The organism is Hymenobacter sp. UV11, from assembly GCF_004684095.1.
Taxonomy (GTDB): Bacteria; Bacteroidota; Bacteroidia; order Cytophagales; family Hymenobacteraceae; genus Hymenobacter.
In genome coordinates this window covers 24,903-39,557 of sequence record NZ_SRII01000012.1, presented here as the reverse complement: position 1 = coordinate 39,557, position 14,655 = coordinate 24,903, and the positions used below count along the sequence as shown (strand labels likewise).

17 protein-coding genes and 1 riboswitch are annotated in these 14,655 nt (G+C 62.7%); of the genes, 11 read left to right on the top strand and 6 right to left on the bottom strand.

The features are described from left to right. The first annotated feature begins 49 nt into the window (after positions 1-49). The 7 genes from E4631_RS20540 to thiH all read left to right on the top strand — a co-directional run bounded on the left by E4631_RS20540 (position 50) and on the right by thiH (position 6,881). The gene (locus E4631_RS20540) at positions 50-667 is read left to right on the top strand and encodes an exopolysaccharide biosynthesis polyprenyl glycosylphosphotransferase (RefSeq protein ID WP_166647939.1); all 618 of its coding nucleotides are present in this window, start codon (positions 50-52) and stop codon (positions 665-667) included. Positions 668-933: 266 nt separating this feature from the next. Continuing rightward, positions 934-1,031: riboswitch (TPP riboswitch) on the top strand. A gap of 103 nt (positions 1,032-1,134) precedes the next feature. After that, the gene (thiS, locus tag E4631_RS20535) at positions 1,135-1,317 is read left to right on the top strand and encodes a sulfur carrier protein ThiS (RefSeq protein ID WP_166647940.1); all 183 of its coding nucleotides are present in this window, start codon (positions 1,135-1,137) and stop codon (positions 1,315-1,317) included. Between the two features lie 113 nt (positions 1,318-1,430). Next, on the top strand, positions 1,431-3,308 hold the full coding sequence (gene thiC, locus E4631_RS20530; RefSeq protein ID WP_133655813.1) for a phosphomethylpyrimidine synthase ThiC: 1,878 nt from the start codon (positions 1,431-1,433) through the stop codon (positions 3,306-3,308). Positions 3,309-3,458: 150 nt separating this feature from the next. After that, on the top strand, positions 3,459-4,235 hold the full coding sequence (locus tag E4631_RS20525; RefSeq protein ID WP_205704280.1) for a hydroxymethylpyrimidine/phosphomethylpyrimidine kinase: 777 nt from the start codon (positions 3,459-3,461) through the stop codon (positions 4,233-4,235). Next, the gene (locus tag E4631_RS20520) at positions 4,222-4,854 is read left to right on the top strand and encodes a thiamine phosphate synthase (RefSeq protein ID WP_133655815.1); all 633 of its coding nucleotides are present in this window, start codon (positions 4,222-4,224) and stop codon (positions 4,852-4,854) included. Before E4631_RS20525 ends, E4631_RS20520 begins: the two co-directional genes overlap by 14 nt. Continuing rightward, positions 4,851-5,630 (top strand): thiazole synthase, encoded by a 780-nt coding sequence (locus tag E4631_RS20515; RefSeq protein ID WP_133655816.1) that lies wholly within the window; start codon positions 4,851-4,853, stop codon positions 5,628-5,630. Before E4631_RS20520 ends, E4631_RS20515 begins: the two co-directional genes overlap by 4 nt. A gap of 141 nt (positions 5,631-5,771) precedes the next feature. Beyond that, on the top strand, positions 5,772-6,881 hold the full coding sequence (gene thiH, locus E4631_RS20510) for a 2-iminoacetate synthase ThiH (RefSeq protein ID WP_133655817.1): 1,110 nt from the start codon (positions 5,772-5,774) through the stop codon (positions 6,879-6,881). Here the strand turns inward: thiH and E4631_RS20505 are convergent. Together E4631_RS20505 and E4631_RS20500 are read right to left on the bottom strand one after the other, a co-directional pair. After that, on the bottom strand, positions 6,839-7,486 hold the full coding sequence (locus E4631_RS20505) for a thiamine phosphate synthase (protein WP_133655818.1): 648 nt from the start codon (positions 7,484-7,486) through the stop codon (positions 6,839-6,841). The two genes, thiH and E4631_RS20505, sit on opposite strands and share 43 nt — an antisense overlap. A 6-nt stretch (positions 7,487-7,492) precedes the next feature. Then, complete coding sequence (locus tag E4631_RS20500; protein WP_133655819.1) at positions 7,493-7,915, bottom strand: thioesterase family protein; 423 nt, start codon at positions 7,913-7,915, stop codon at positions 7,493-7,495. Between the two features lie 21 nt (positions 7,916-7,936). On the opposite strand from E4631_RS20500, the gene mnmD reads away from it, so the two are divergent. The 4 genes from mnmD to E4631_RS20480 are packed head-to-tail and all read left to right on the top strand — an operon-like array spanning position 7,937 to position 10,784. Next, complete coding sequence (gene mnmD, locus E4631_RS20495) at positions 7,937-8,650, top strand: tRNA (5-methylaminomethyl-2-thiouridine)(34)-methyltransferase MnmD (RefSeq protein ID WP_133655820.1); 714 nt, start codon at positions 7,937-7,939, stop codon at positions 8,648-8,650. A 25-nt stretch (positions 8,651-8,675) separates the two neighbouring features. After that, complete coding sequence (locus tag E4631_RS20490) at positions 8,676-8,972, top strand: hypothetical protein (protein ID WP_133655821.1); 297 nt, start codon at positions 8,676-8,678, stop codon at positions 8,970-8,972. After that, on the top strand, positions 8,962-10,251 hold the full coding sequence (locus E4631_RS20485) for a DUF2157 domain-containing protein (protein WP_133655822.1): 1,290 nt from the start codon (positions 8,962-8,964) through the stop codon (positions 10,249-10,251). The genes E4631_RS20490 and E4631_RS20485 overlap by 11 nt, the downstream gene beginning before the upstream one ends. Then, the gene (locus E4631_RS20480; RefSeq protein ID WP_133655823.1) at positions 10,251-10,784 is read left to right on the top strand and encodes a GDYXXLXY domain-containing protein; all 534 of its coding nucleotides are present in this window, start codon (positions 10,251-10,253) and stop codon (positions 10,782-10,784) included. Before E4631_RS20485 ends, E4631_RS20480 begins: the two co-directional genes overlap by 1 nt. A gap of 82 nt (positions 10,785-10,866) precedes the next feature. On the opposite strand, the gene E4631_RS20475 is transcribed toward E4631_RS20480, so the two are convergent. The 4 genes from E4631_RS20475 to bshC form a co-directional block, all read right to left on the bottom strand. Beyond that, positions 10,867-11,391, bottom strand: a complete 525-nt coding sequence (locus tag E4631_RS20475) for a biopolymer transporter ExbD (RefSeq protein WP_133655824.1) — start codon at positions 11,389-11,391, stop codon at positions 10,867-10,869. A 98-nt stretch (positions 11,392-11,489) separates the two neighbouring features. Further along, positions 11,490-12,077 carry a 5-formyltetrahydrofolate cyclo-ligase gene (locus E4631_RS20470; RefSeq protein ID WP_133655825.1) on the bottom strand — a complete coding sequence of 196 codons (588 nt, stop codon included), beginning with the start codon at positions 12,075-12,077 and terminating at the stop codon, positions 11,490-11,492. Positions 12,078-12,080: 3 nt separating this feature from the next. After that, positions 12,081-12,854 carry a hypothetical protein gene (locus E4631_RS20465; protein WP_133655826.1) on the bottom strand — a complete coding sequence of 258 codons (774 nt, stop codon included), beginning with the start codon at positions 12,852-12,854 and terminating at the stop codon, positions 12,081-12,083. 198 nt (positions 12,855-13,052) lie between these two features. After that, the gene (gene bshC, locus E4631_RS20460) at positions 13,053-14,621 is read right to left on the bottom strand and encodes a bacillithiol biosynthesis cysteine-adding enzyme BshC (protein ID WP_133655827.1); all 1,569 of its coding nucleotides are present in this window, start codon (positions 14,619-14,621) and stop codon (positions 13,053-13,055) included. Positions 14,622-14,655: the final 34 nt, after the last annotated feature.

The following is a 14,655-nucleotide window of genomic DNA, read 5'->3' as shown; positions in this document are numbered from 1 at the left end:
TACTCACTTCTTTTCGAGACGCGCCACACCCTTACTAAGCACTTTTCACATGCCCAAGACCCGAGTGGTTATGGGTTCTTTCATCCGAAAGAGAGTCTTTGACTTCTTGTTTGCGTCGCTTGTTATCATTTTTCTGCTGAGTTGGCTAGTGCTAATTATTGCACTCCTCATCAAGCTAGAATCAAAGGGCCCGGTCTTTTTTAAACAGCTGCGTACCGGCAAAAATGGTCTGCCCTTCTATTGCCTCAAATTCAGAAGTATGCGCATCAGCGCAGACGCTGATTTAAAGCAGGCCAGCAAGGGTGATAGCCGCATTACGAAGGTTGGCGCTTTCCTGCGAAAGAGTAGTATGGATGAACTGCCTCAGTTCTTCAATGTGCTGAAAGGCGAAATGTCAGTAGTAGGGCCGCGACCCCACATGCTAAGCCACACCGAATATTATTCGAAAGCCATCGATAATTTTATGGAGCGGCATATTATTATGCCGGGTATCACGGGCTTAGCCCAGGTTTCGGGCTACCGAGGCGAAACCAAAGAGGTTGAATCTATGGCGAAGCGAGTAGATGCCGATATCAAGTATGTGTACAATTGGTCATTCCTGCTGGATGTGAAGATTGTGCTACTAACTGTTAGTCAGACATTTAAAAGCGATGAGAACGCATTTTAACTACGTAGTTGCTGCAGTGGTTTAGCGTTATATCGTAGCACGAAGCATTACAGGACAGGTACTAAATCAGGCCATGTTGAATCGCACCTGCGATTCAACATGGCCTGATTTAGTACCTGTCCTTGAAAGGAATTTGCTGCGTTATCACGCCCAATTCATGGGCGCCGTTTAGCGGTAGACAGCTATCTGCCACCGCAACAAATAGAATTCCGGCAAAAGCGGCCCAATTCAGCCGACATTGAGCTTGCGCCGCCTACCTTCGCCACCATAAACTTTAGGGGTGCTTTGCGCAAGCAAGGCTGAGACAATACCCTCCGAACCTGAACCAGGTAATGCTGGCGAAGGGAAAAGTACTGGTTCTGCCTGGCGGCTACCCATGGGGGTAGGCCGTGGCTGGCACCGCCTATTGTTTATGGCTTTCCCTTGTCCCAACTAACGCTAGTTGCATGGTTTGCTACGTAAACAATTTGGCTCACGAAGCCGCTGAAAACCAGCCCCTCACCGAGCTGCTGACTGCCTTGGGCCAGACCCAGACGCGCGGCCTCGCCGTGGCCATTAACGATGTGGTAGTACCCCGCACCGAGTGGCCTACCCATGCCGTGCAGCCCCACGACCGCCTCACCCTCATAAGGGCCACGCAGGGGGGGTAGGGAATCAATTATAAGGAAACAATTATCAATTATCAGATGGGTAGTTTACTCAAATAATTGATTAACAGATGATTGTTTCGGGCTGACGGGTAATCAACCAATCATTTTTTCAGATGAAGCAAAAAGACCACGCCCCCCAGCAGACGCTGGTGGAGCGCCAGCCGCTCACCGGCTCGCGCAAGATTTACGTGCCGGGCAAGCTGCACCCGAATATTCGGGTGGCGATGCGCGAAATCGCGCTGGCCGATACCGAGCGCAAGTTCGATTTCGGCTTTCCGTCGGAGACGAACCCGCCCGTGACGGTGTACGACACCAGCGGCCCCTACACGGACCCGAATATCGAAATCGACCTGAAAAAAGGCTTGCCCCGCTTGCGCGAAAGCTGGATTCTGGAGCGCGGCGACGTGGAGCAACTGCCCGGCACTACCTCCGACTATGGCAAGCAGCGCGCCGCCGATAACAGCCTGGACCACCTACGCTTTGAGCACATCGCGGCCCCGTTGCGCGCCAAGCCGGGCGCCAACGTGAGCCAGATGCACTACGCCAAGCAGGGCCGCATCACGCCCGAGATGGAGTATATCGCCATTCGGGAAAACCAGCGCTTCGACGAGCTGCCCCAGGACGACCCGCTGCGCACGCAGCACCGCGGCCACAGCTTCGGGGCCAACACGCCCGAGGGCCATATCACGGCCGAGTTTGTACGCCAAGAAGTGGCGGCCGGGCGGGCCGTTATTCCCAGCAATATCAACCACCCGGAGAGCGAGCCGATGATTATCGGGCGTAACTTTCTGGTGAAGATTAATACCAATATCGGCAACTCGGCCGTGACCTCATCCATTGAGGAAGAGGTAGATAAGGCCGTGTGGAGCTGCCGCTGGGGCGGCGACACGCTGATGGATTTGAGCACCGGCAAGAATATCCACGAAACCCGCGAGTGGATTATCCGCAACTGCCCGGTGCCGGTGGGTACGGTGCCTATTTATCAGGCGCTGGAAAAGGTGAACGGCAAGGCCGAGGACCTGACTTGGGAGCTGTTCCGCGACACGCTCATTGAGCAGGCCGAGCAGGGCGTAGACTACTTCACCATCCACGCCGGCGTGCTGTTGCGCTACGTGCCGATGACCGCCAAGCGCGTGACCGGCATCGTGTCGCGCGGCGGTTCCATTATGGCCAAGTGGTGCCTGGCGCACCACAAGGAAAGCTTCCTCTACACGCATTTCGAGGAAATCTGCGAGATTATGAAGGCCTATGACGTGGCCTTCTCGCTGGGCGACGGCCTGCGCCCCGGTTCCATCGCCGATGCCAACGATGAGGCGCAGTTTGCCGAGCTGGAAACCCTGGGCGAGCTCACCAAAATAGCCTGGGCCCACGACGTGCAGGTGATGATTGAGGGCCCCGGCCACGTGCCCATGCACCTCATCAAGGAGAATATGGACAAGCAACTGAAGGAGTGCCACGAGGCGCCCTTCTACACGCTGGGGCCGCTGACTACGGATATTGCCCCTGGCTATGACCACATTACGTCGGCCATCGGCGCGGCCATGATTGGCTGGTTTGGCACGGCCATGCTCTGCTACGTAACGCCCAAGGAGCACCTCGGCCTGCCCAACAAGCAAGACGTGAAGGACGGCGTAATCGCCTACAAAATCGCGGCCCACGCCGCCGACCTCGCCAAGGGCCACCCCGGCGCGCAGTACCGCGACAACGCCCTGAGCAAGGCCCGCTTCGAGTTCCGCTGGGAAGACCAGTTCAACCTCAGCCTCGACCCCGACACGGCCCGCGAATACCACGACGAAACCCTGCCCGCCGAGGGCGCCAAAGTGGCGCATTTCTGCTCGATGTGCGGCCCGCATTTCTGCTCCATGAAAATAACGCAGGAAGTGCGCGACTACGCAGCCAAGCAGGACCTTACGGCAGCGCAGGTGTTGACCGAGGGGTTGCGCGAGAAGTCGCGCGAGTTCGTGCAGAAGGGCAGTGAGATTTATCTGTAACGCTTATCTGTCAGGCTAATCGACTGTCATTGCGAGAAGGAACGACGAAGCAATTGCCCCAGAATGAAACTTGAACGACTTGTTCTGGGGCGATTGCCGCGCTCCACTTCGTTGCGCTTGCAATGACAAACGATAAAAATCAAACCCTCAGTGGCTGCTCTGCCCCGCCCCTACGCCCTCACCATTGCCGGCTTCGACCCCAGTGCCGGGGCCGGCGTGCTGGCCGACGTGAAAACGCTGGAAGCCAGCGGCGTATATGGCCTGGCCGCCTGCACCGCCCTCACGGTGCAGAACGACGTGACGTTTGAGCGCGTGAGCTGGGTCGGGATACCTGAAATTCAGGACCAAATCCGGCTGCTGTTGGCGCGGTTCGATATCGGCTTCATCAAAATCGGCCTCATCGAAAGTCTACCCCTCTTGCTAGAGTTAATCAGCTGGCTGAAAGCGCAGAAGCCCGCGGTGCAAATCGTCTGGGACCCGGTGTTGAAGGCCACGGCGGGTTACGAGTTCCATGCCCGGCCCGAGGCGGGGCTGCTACAAGCCATCTGCCGCGAGCTGGCGCTCATTACCCCCAACCAGCCCGAGGCGTTGCGGCTCATTGCGGTCCCTACCCCCGAAGCCGCCGCCGAAGCACTGGCTGCCTGGTGCCCGGTGCTGCTGAAAGGCGGCCACGCCACCGGCGACTTTGCCACCGATGTGCTGCTGCTGCCCGAGGAGCGCCACACGCTGGCTACCCCGCGCCTGCCGCACGGCGAAAAGCACGGCAGCGGCTGCGTGCTGTCGGCGGCGGTGCTGGCCCGGCTGGCGCTCGGTGATGACCTGCTCGCTGCCTGCCGGTCTGGCAAGGTTTATACCGCTGCCTTTCTGGGCAGCAACGATACGCTGCTAGGATATCATTACGAAAATAACCACCATGAAAATCAGTAATCTGCACTATATCACTACCACCGCCGCGGCCGCCGAGCTGGCCTGCCGGGGCGGTGTGCGCTGGGTGCAGCTGCGGGTCAAAAACCTGCCAGCGGCCGAGTGGCGGCAGCGCGCTCTGGATGCGCAGGCCGTGTGCCGCCACCACGGTGCCACGCTCATCCTCAACGATAACCCGGCGCTGGCGCGGGAAATTGGGGCCGACGGCGTACACTTGGGTAAGCAGGACATGCCGCCCGCCGAGGCGCGTGCGCTGCTGGGGCCGGGTTTCCTCATCGGCGGCACCGCCAACACCTTTGCCGATATCGAAGGGCTGGTGGCAGCCGGCGTCGATTACGTGGGGCTGGGGCCGTTTCGCTTCACCACCACCAAGGAAAAGCTGAGCCCGATTCTGGGGCTGGCCAGCTACACTGAAATTCTGGGGCAGTGCCGGGCGGCGGGCTTCACGGTACCTATCATCGGCATTGGGGGGGTAGGGCTGGCCGACGTGCCGGCGCTACGGGCCACCGGGCTGCACGGCGTGGCGGTGTCGGGCGCCATTGGTGGCGCGGCCGACCCGCGTGCGGCGGCCAGGCTTTTTGTGGGCGAGTTAATTGCTAATCAAGTGGTAGAAACGATATGAAAACGCAACCCCTGGTAATTGCCGGCCGCACGTTTACCTCGCGGCTCTTCACGGGCACGGGCAAGTTTAGCTCGTCGGCGCTCATGGAAGAGGCGCTGCTGGCCTCCGGCTCTGAGCTAGTGACGGTGGCCCTTAAGCGTGTGGACGTGGCCAATGCCGACGACGATATTCTGCGCCACCTCAGCCACCCGCAGTTCAGCCTGCTGCCCAATACCTCGGGCGTGCGCACCGCTAAGGAGGCCGTTTTTGCCGCCCAGCTGGCCCGCGAGGCACTGGAAACCAACTGGCTCAAGCTCGAAATTCACCCCGACCCCAAGTACCTGTTGCCTGACCCCATCGAAACCCTCAAAGCCGCTGAGGAGCTGGTGAAGCTGGGCTTCGTGGTGCTGCCCTACATCCACGCCGACCCGGTGCTTTGCAAGCGATTGGAGGGGGTAGGCGTGGCCGCCGTAATGCCGTTGGGCTCGCCCATCGGCTCCAATAAAGGCTTACTGACCAGAGAGTTTCTGGAAATAATTATCGGCCAAAGCCGGGTGCCGGTGGTGGTTGATGCCGGCATTGGGGCGCCCTCGCACGCAGCCGCAGCCCTGGAAATGGGCGCCGATGCGGTGCTCGTGAACACGGCCATTGCCGTGGCCGGGCAGCCAGTGGCGATGGCGCACGCCTTCCGGCTGGCCGTGGAGGCCGGGCGCGTGGCCTACGAGGCGCGGCTGGCCGCGCCAACGGCGCACGCCGAGGCCGTGGCTAGTAGCCCGCTCACGGCATTTTTGGATTAAGAAAAACCTGTGAAAACGGTCGTCATGCAGAGCGCAGCGAAGCATCTCGCGTGCTGACGCTGGGGTTACTAAACCAACGAAGCGGGCGAGATGCTTCGCTGCGCTCTGCATGACGACCGTTTTCAAAATTAGTAAAAGGATATGAGTTTCCGCCCCATTTTCGAGGCCCATCCGTGGGACGATATCAAGGCCAGCATCTACGCCAAAACTTCGGCCGACGTGGAGCGGGCGCTCGCTGCCCCGCGCCGCACCCTGGACGACTTCAAGGCCCTGATTTCGCCCGCTGCCGCGCCCTACCTGGAGCAGATGGCCCAGCTCAGCCACCGGCTCACGCAGAAGCGGTTTGGCAATACCATGCAGCTGTATGTGCCCCTGTACCTTAGCAATGAGTGCCAGAATATCTGCACCTATTGCGGCTTCAGCCTCGATAATAAGCTCAAGCGCCGCACCCTCAGCAGCGTGGAAATGCTGGCCGAAGCGGCCGTGCTCAAGGGTTGGGGCTACGACCACGTGCTGCTGGTGACCGGCGAGGCCAACCAGACGGTAGGCGTCGATTACCTCGAAAAAGCGTTGAAAACGCTGCGCCCGCACTTCGCGCACCTCTCGATGGAAGTACAGCCGCTGGATGAAGCGGACTACGTGCGCCTCATTCCTGAAGGGCTGAATACGGTGCTGGTGTACCAGGAAACTTACCACCAGGAGGACTACAAAAAGCATCACCCCAAGGGCAAGAAGTCGAACTTCCACTACCGCCTCGACACGCCCGACCGCCTGGGCCGGGCCGGCATCCACAAGATGGGCCTGGGCGTGCTCATCGGGCTGGAGGACTGGCGCACCGACTGCTTTTACACTGCCCTGCACCTCGATTACCTGGAGCGCACCTATTGGCAGACCCGGTACAGCCTGTCCTTCCCGCGCCTGCGGCCGGCCGAGGGCCTGCTTCAACCCAAGGTGGAGATGAGCAACCGCGAGCTGGTGCAGCTCATCTGTGCCTACCGCTTGCTGAATGAGGAAGTGGAATTATCGCTCTCGACCCGCGAGGAGCCGGCCTTCCGCGACCAGGTTATTAAGCTGGGAATCACCAGTATCAGCGCCGGCTCAAAGACCAATCCCGGCGGCTACGCCGTGGCGCCCGAGTCGCTGGAGCAGTTCGAAATCAGCGACGAGCGCAGCCCGGCCGAAGTGGCCGCCATGCTGCGCCGCCAGGGCTACGAGCCCGTGTGGAAGGACTGGGACGCGGCGCTGGCGTAAACTTGCCGCGCCAGTTGTTGAAAAGCCGCTGCCGGCTCGGTACTGCCCCATACGGCTCCCAGCACGGCCGCGCCCGCAAAGCCAGCCTGCTGCACCAACGCAATATTCTGAGAATCAACCCCGCCCAGCGCCAGCACCGGCGGCTGGTAGCCAGGCCGGGCGCCCAGCTTGTGCAGAAACGCCGCTACCGCCGCCAGGTCGAAGCCGCTCGCGTAGCCCTCCTTGCTGATGCTGTCGAAAATAGGGCTGAGAAACACGTAGTCGTAGCGCCGCCGGTGCCCGGTAACTTCGGCCAGCGAGTGAAACGAGGTGGAGAGCGTTTGGCCAGGCAGTAGCGCCGGGCGGCGGGTGGCGGCGGCGCGCTGGCTGGCCGTGAGGTGCAGGCCGCCCAGCCGGTAGTGGCGCACCAGGTGGGGGTAGGCGTGCAGCACCAGCCGCTCGTGAAACTGCGGAGGCAGCGCCCGAATCAGCGCCTCCAGTTGCGCAGCTGGCCAGTTGGGCTTGCGCAGGTGCAGGCGGGGCAGGCCCAGTGTCAGCAGCTCGGTGAGCAGGCGGGGCTCGTGGGGCAGGGAGGTGGGGGCGGTGAGGAGGACGAGGCGAAACATGGGCGCTTAGCCGACCTTGGCGGCCAGCTCGGGGGGTAGGGAGCGCAGCTTGCGGGTGGTATAGTCGAAGCAGAGCATCCCGGTTTTGGCGCGGGCGATTTCTTTGCCTAGTTGGTTTTTAACGTGATACACGATATCGAAGCCGTACTTATTCGGGTCGTTGGCGGCCAGTTCCATCGTCAGCACATCGCCATAAAACGCCTCAGCCTTGTACTCAATGGCCACATCAACCAGGATGAAGCCCAGCTGGGTGGCGGGGTCAAACTCGGCCACGCCGAGGTGGGCCAGAAACTGCACCCGCGCCTCGTGCAGCAGGCTCAGCAGGGCATCGTTGCCGAGGTGCGCGCCGTAATTGAGGTCGGTGATGCGAACGGGAATTGCTACCGCAAAGCCAAAGCTTTCGGGCAAACTTACTTTTACGCGGGCCATTCTATCAGGTAGCAGGGAACAATGAGCAGTGAGCAATTCGATTATGCGTCAAAAGTAGAGGTGCGCACCACCGCCGACGGCTCGCCCACGCTCTACGTGCCCGCGCTGGATGAGCACTACCACTCGCACCACGGCGCGGCGCAGGAGTCGCGCCACGTGTTTATTGAGGCGGGCTTGCGGCCGCTGCTGGCGGCGGGGCGGGGGCAAGATGGCCGGCCGCTGCGCGTGCTGGAAGTGGGCCTCGGCACCGGCCTCAACGCCCTGCTGACGCTGGCAGCGGTTGAAGCTACCCCGGCTGCCATTCGCTACGATGGCTACGAAACCTACCCCCTACCCCCCGCCGCCGTGGCGGCCCTGGCGCCGCAGTGGGCCACGGAGCCTGCTATTAGCCAAGCTTTTGCCCAGTTGCACGCCGCGCCCTGGGGCGACGCCACCGTGCTGGCACCGGGCTTTATACTGACCAAGATACAAGCGCAAGTTGAGGTAGCTGACTTACCAAATGCTGCGTATGACCTCCTCTATTTCGACGCCTTTGCCCCCGAAAAGCAACCCGAGCTGTGGACGGCGGACGTATTTGCAACGCTCTACGCGGCTGCCGCGGCCGGCGCGGTGCTGGTGAGCTACTGCGCGCAGGGCCAGTTCAGGCGCAACCTACGGGCCGCCGGCTGGCTCACCGAGAAGCTACCTGGCCCGCCCGGCAAGCGCGAAATGACACGGGCCCGCAAACCTACCTAATCTCTTCACTCTCTTGTTTTTTGCTATGGCAACCGACGCACAAATAGACATTTATTGCCCTGCCTGCCACTGGGAGCCCGATGGCGGCCCGCACTGGCAGTGCCGCTGCGGCCACGTCTGGGACACGTTCGAAACCGGCGGCACCTGCCCGCAGTGCCACTACCGCTGGGCCGTGACCACGTGCCCGACCCGGCCGGGCGGCTGCGGTGTTACCTCGCCCCACATCGACTGGTACCACGGCCTCGATGCGCTGGTGGAAGAGCTGGTGGAGGCGGCGCTGACCGTGCCGGCCGCCGTAGGTTGCACCCCGAATGAGTCGTAACTTCTTAGAAACCGAAACGCCCGCCTGGGTGGCCGAGGGCCTCATCACGGAGGCGCAGCGCGAGCGCCTGCTGGCCCGCTACCCCTCTGAGGCCGTGCAGGCCGTGGGCCTGCTGCCGCTGCTGGGCAGCATTCTGGTGGGCTTGAGCGCCCTGAGCGTGGTGGCCGCCAACTGGCAGAGCCTACCCACCCCGGTGCGGCTGGGGCTGCTGCTGGGCAGCCTGCTGGCGGCCTACGCGGGCGGCGAGTACTTTTTGCACCGTGGCAACCGCCGGGTGGGCCACGGCTTGCTGGGGCTGGGGCTGGTGATTTTTGGAGCCAGCATCATCCTCACCAGTCAGCTTTACCAGTTGGTGGGCTACGACGTGAGCGGCCTGCTGGCCTGGGTGGTGGTGGGTGTGCTGCTGAGTTATTTGTATGACAGCCAGGCGCTCACGCTGCTGCCGATTATCATCGGCGTGGCCGTGCAAACGTATTGTACGCAGGCGCTGGGCGTGTTTAGCTACGCCACGCTGGGGCTGGTGGCGCTGGGCAGCGGCTGGCGCTGGTGGCGGCCCGCCGCCGGCCGCGAGCCCGATACGCTAGTAGCCAGCCTGCTGGCCCTGAGCCTATTGTGGCAGGCGGCGCTGTGGGTCGCGCTCAGCCACGCCAAAATCACCTGGTTTTTTATTCCGGCCATGCTCGTGTACGCGGCCGGCGACTGGCACCCCAACCGCGCCGCCGGCCGGGCCCTGCAAGGCCCGCCGCTGGTAGCAGCTTACCTGTTTGCCCTCGGCCTGGCCCTGTTTGGCGAAACCGACCAGTACGCCGGGCTGCTGCGCCCGCCGGTGCTGGCCTACCTGGGCGCGCTGGCGGCCGTGCTGGCCCTGTCGGTGGCCGGCAAGCGGGCGCGGGGCACGCTGGCCAGCCTGCCCGACTGGCTGCTGCTGCTGCCGGGCTTTTACCTGCCGGGCGGGCTGCCGCTGGCCGTGGCCACGCTGGTGGTGCTGTACGCCCACGCCGGCTCGGTGCTGACCCGCGCCCACCGCGCAGGCGAGGCCGAGCAGCTTACGCTGGGCACCGTGCTCTTCGTGGTGGCCACGATGGTGGCCTACTTCAAGCTCACCTGGGCTTTCCTTGATAAGTCGCTGTTCTTCCTGATTGGCGGCGTGCTGCTGCTGAGCCTGAGCTGGTATCTGCGCCGTCGCAATGCCCAGCGCCTGGCTGCCGGCGTGGCGACCGTAACTGGTGGCGCTGTAGCGCCCGAACCCAATTCCCGGCCCCCAGCCGCCAACTCCTGATGCGCCGCCCTACCCCCTCTCACCGCCTCTTGCTGCGGCTGCTCGTGGCGGCGCAGGTGCTCTACGTGCTGGGCGTGGCCGGCGCGGGCTACGCTACCACGGCCTACGGCCAGCACATCTGGCTAGCCACCCAGCCCGTCGATTTGCACGGCCTTCAATACGAAAGCTTTGTGCGCCTGCGCTACACCGCCGCCGAGGTGCCCCTCACGGCCTGGCGCGGCCCTACCCCCCCGCAGCGCCGCCAGGCTGTGTACGTGCTGCTGACTACCGCGCCCGGCCCCGATAGCCTCGCCACCGCCACCGGCGTCTACGACCACGAACTGAAGCCCGCCGCCGGCCAGGCCGTGCTACGCGGCTGGGTCACGGAGGTCTACAACCGCAGCCTGAGCCTGCGCTACAACCTGGAGCGCTACTACGTGCCCGGCGACAGCCCCCTGCGCCTCGGTAAAACCAGCCCCGCCGTGCGCGTGCGCGTCAGCGTTGCGCCCTGGGGCCAGGCCCGCATCGAGCGCGTGGAGCTGCTGAAGAAGTAGGTGGTACCTCAGAAAGTACTCCCCGGCGCACCTCACCCCCTACCCCCCTCTTTTTTGGAGAAGGAGAGGGGGGCTCCCAGGGCTACCGCTCGCCCACTGGTAACAGCTGGCGGTCGGCTGCCGAGAGGGGCACGATGGCGTATTTCCGCTGGTTAGTGATATTCATCTCATCCAGCACGTCCACCATGTCGCTGTATTTGGCGCGGGGGCCGGTGGCGATGAGCACCACGGGCGCGGGCTGCTGCCGGCCCCGCGCCAGCAGCACCTGCCGGATGCCTTTGGGGCTAAAATCGGTGGGGTGCAGCGTGGGCACCGGCACGCTGGGGTCGTGCGGCGCATTCAGGCCGAAGTAGTAGAATACCCGGTGCCCCGCGCCCAACATGATGGTCATAGCCTGCGAGCGGTTTACATCCGTCGTGTTGTCGTGGTCTTTCACCGGCATGGTCAGCTGCATCACGCGGGGCTTGGCGAAAGTGGTGGTGAGCATGAAAAACGTGAGCAGCAGGAAGGCCAGGTCCACCATCGGCGTCATGTCGAGGCGGAAGCTGTGTTTGCGGGCACGCGGTTTTTTGCCGGCTTTGGGGGCGGGTTGGTCAATGGCAGCCATGAGAGAAAAAAGAGGGGGTAGGGAAGGTCCGCCGCCCGCGCCCCACCTCCCGGCCGGGCGCTACCGAAGGCAGCAGCTACCCAGCTGATGCCGGCCCGCTAAAATTTCCACACCCCGCCCGGCGTGAGGCAGGCGTGCAGCGGCACGTCGGTGGGCAGCACGTCGGCGAGGGCGGGCACGGGCTTATCATCCAGAATATTCAGTCCAATAAACACCGCGTCGGGCCGGCACTGCGCCAGAAACCGGTCGTAGAACCCGCCGCCGTAGCCCACGCGCTGGCCCTGCCGGTCGCAGGCCAGCAGCGGCACCAGCACCGCATCGGGCTGCGCCGGGGCTACCTCCGTGGCTGGGTCGGCCCCCGGCTCCGGAATGCCCCAGCGGTTGGCGACCAGCGGCGTATTCGAGGTTAACTCGTAATGTTTCAATGAAATGCCATCGGCCTGCACTACGGGCGCGGCCAGCTGCACCGGCAGCGCCTCGGCCCAGATGCGCCGGATTATCAGCCAGGTATCGGGCTCCTGCTGGCGGGCCAGCGGCAAAAAAACGTGTAGCCAATGCCACGCTGCTACCGGAAAATGCGCGAACAGCTGCTCACTCAGCTGCGCGCTGCGTTGGGCCACTGCGGCCGGCGTCAGGGCCCGGCGGCGGGGTAGGGCGGCGCGACGCAGGGCTGACTTTGTGGACACGGACTAACTAGTGGGTTGAGCAAGGCGCTGCACGGCCGACGCATCTAGCAGGCCGTAATACGCCCACGGATAATAAGTAATGCGGTTGCTCAGCACTTCTAGGTAGGTATTTCGGGTTGGTAACTGGCCCAGTGCGTGGCACAGCCCAGCCAGGTAGTTATTAAAATACACTGCATATAAGGTATCGTTGGGCAGCGGGGTATAGCGGGCTAGTGTCTTCAGGCGGGGAGCTAGCTCGTTGCGAACTTGCTGCTTCACTATTTCCGTACCGTCATCGGCATTGTTTAGCAACTCTACTGCATACATTGTTTGCAATAGCGGCTGTAAGGCTGAGGCAGCCGCTACATCCACGAACTGCTCTAGCTTTTCTTCGTCACCAAACCACTTCGGAGTGAGTACGTTGAAATAAAATAGGTGAGCCTGTAGATGGTCGGGTACGAGTTGAATAGCGTGCTCAAATGCCTCCTGGGCAAGGTTTGGCTCACTCATCCCCATCGCCACCCGTACGATGCGGGCCGCCCGTTCGGCTTCATAGGATGGGGTAGCAAAAGGCTCATTAAGCCAGTCAAATGCATCCTCCAAGTGTTTGTGAAAACCTTCAGCCTGTGCCTTTCCTACATACTTGGCGTAAGCCCCACCGCGTATCTGCCAGGCCACATGAGTAGCATGCACGCCTGCTACCAGTCGGCGCAGGTCCGATTGACCCGCTCGCTGGTAAGCAGCCAGCCCATCGGCGTAGGTATCAGTCAGGCACAAGCCATCCAGCAGGCGTGTCAAGTCGTCAGTAGGTAGTTGGGCGGCGGTAGTTTCCAGTTGTGTCCATTGCCGCTGAGCCAGCATCTCCTCAATTCCCAACTGCTCAATCAGGCCAAAAGACCTATCGGGCGCGGTGCTTGCCGGCTTGGTAAATAACTGGCGAAACTGCTGAAGAAACCTCACGATAAGAAGCTGGCTAATAGAGCACCAAAAATACGCCTACCCCTCCTGCACCACCGCAAACTCCAGCTTCAGCGGCTCAAAACACGCCAGCAGCTGCCCGATAAAGCCAGGGTTATTAAGCAAAATGCTGAGCACGTTGTCCGTCCGCTCCTGCAGGCCGCCGTCGGGGAAGAGCTTGTCTTTGAGCGTCGTGAGCTGGGCGTAGGCCGTTTCGTGCTTGGCTTCGGCGGCTTTGCTGAGGCGCTTTTCGAGGCCGGCGAGGCTGCCGGCGGCCTTCTGGGCCTCGGCGGCTACCGACTTCACCAGCGTGGGGTCGAGGCGCTGGGCCAGCTCCTGCACCTGCTCAAAAGCGGCGGCCAGCGCCTGCTGCTGCGCGGCCAGGCTGATTTCCTCCTGCCCCAGCTGCGCGCCCACCTGCTTTTTGAGCTCGGCCAGCGGCTTAAAAATGTCGGTGGCCGAGAGGCCCAGCTTGGCCAGTTTGCCGGCGTTGGCGCGGCTCAGGTACATGGCCGAGTTGCGGGGCAGCACCAGGGGGTAGGGCACGCCCAGCGCCGCAAACACGTCCTTCAGCTGAAACCAATAGGCTACTTCAGCCCCGCCACCGATGTAGGCCAGGTTGGGCATGATGATTTCCTGATACACCGGGCGCAGCACCACGTTGGGGCTGAAGCGCTCGGGCTCGGCTTCGGCCAGGGCCAGCAGCTCGGCCGGCGCGTGGGCCTCCAGCTCCAGGCGCTCGCGCTTGCCCTCGGCGGTGAGCAAAAACAGGTTGAGCGGCCGCGAGAATACCTGGGGCTTGTAGCCGGCTGCCGTGAGGCGGCCGTTGGTGGCCTGCACCGCCTGGTTGGAAAACTGCTCGGTCAACTCCTTCGTCAGCAGTGGCTTGAGGGCCTGCTTCAGCGCGGGCCGGTCGGCATCGAGGCACACCAGGCCGTACTCGCCAAAGAGGCTGGTAGCCAGCCGGCGCGTGGCCTCGCTCAGGTTCTGGCTGCCGGTATAAGCCTCGCGGAAGGCGGCAGGCACCTCGGGCGGCAGCTGGCTCAGCAGCTCCTCGTCCAGTCCTTGCAGGGCCAGCCGGCCTACCGGCCCGCCCAGGCCGGCCGCGCCGCCAGGGCCCGCCCAGCTATACGTTTTGCCGAAGAGCGGGAAGCTGTTGATTTCGGCAAAATCGTGGTCCTCCGTAGCCAGCCAGTACACCGGCACGAAGTCGTGCTGGGGGTAGGCGGCCTTTAAATCCTGGCTCAGCTTAATAGCCGTAACTATCTTATACACAAAGTACAGCGGCCCCGTAAGTAAGTTAAGCTGGTGACCGGTGGTGATGGTAAACGTGGTGTCGCGGGCCAGCAAGTCGAGGTTGGCAGCCACGGCGGGCGGCATCGTGCCGCCCAGCTCGGCATACTGGGCGCGCAGGTCGGCTACCAGCCGCTGGCGCATTTCGGGGGGGTAGGCGGCTTGCTTTTCGGCAATCTGGGCCGGAATCGCGGCCAGCTCGGGCCGGCGGTGGTAGAAGGGCGCCAGGGCCGGCGCGCCGGCGATATAATCGGTAAGGAGGCCCGAAAACGCGCCGGTGGCGGCGTAGGGCAAGGTGGTACAGTCGGCAGCCATGAGCGCGGGGAAAAGTGAGCGCGGAATTCAAGGC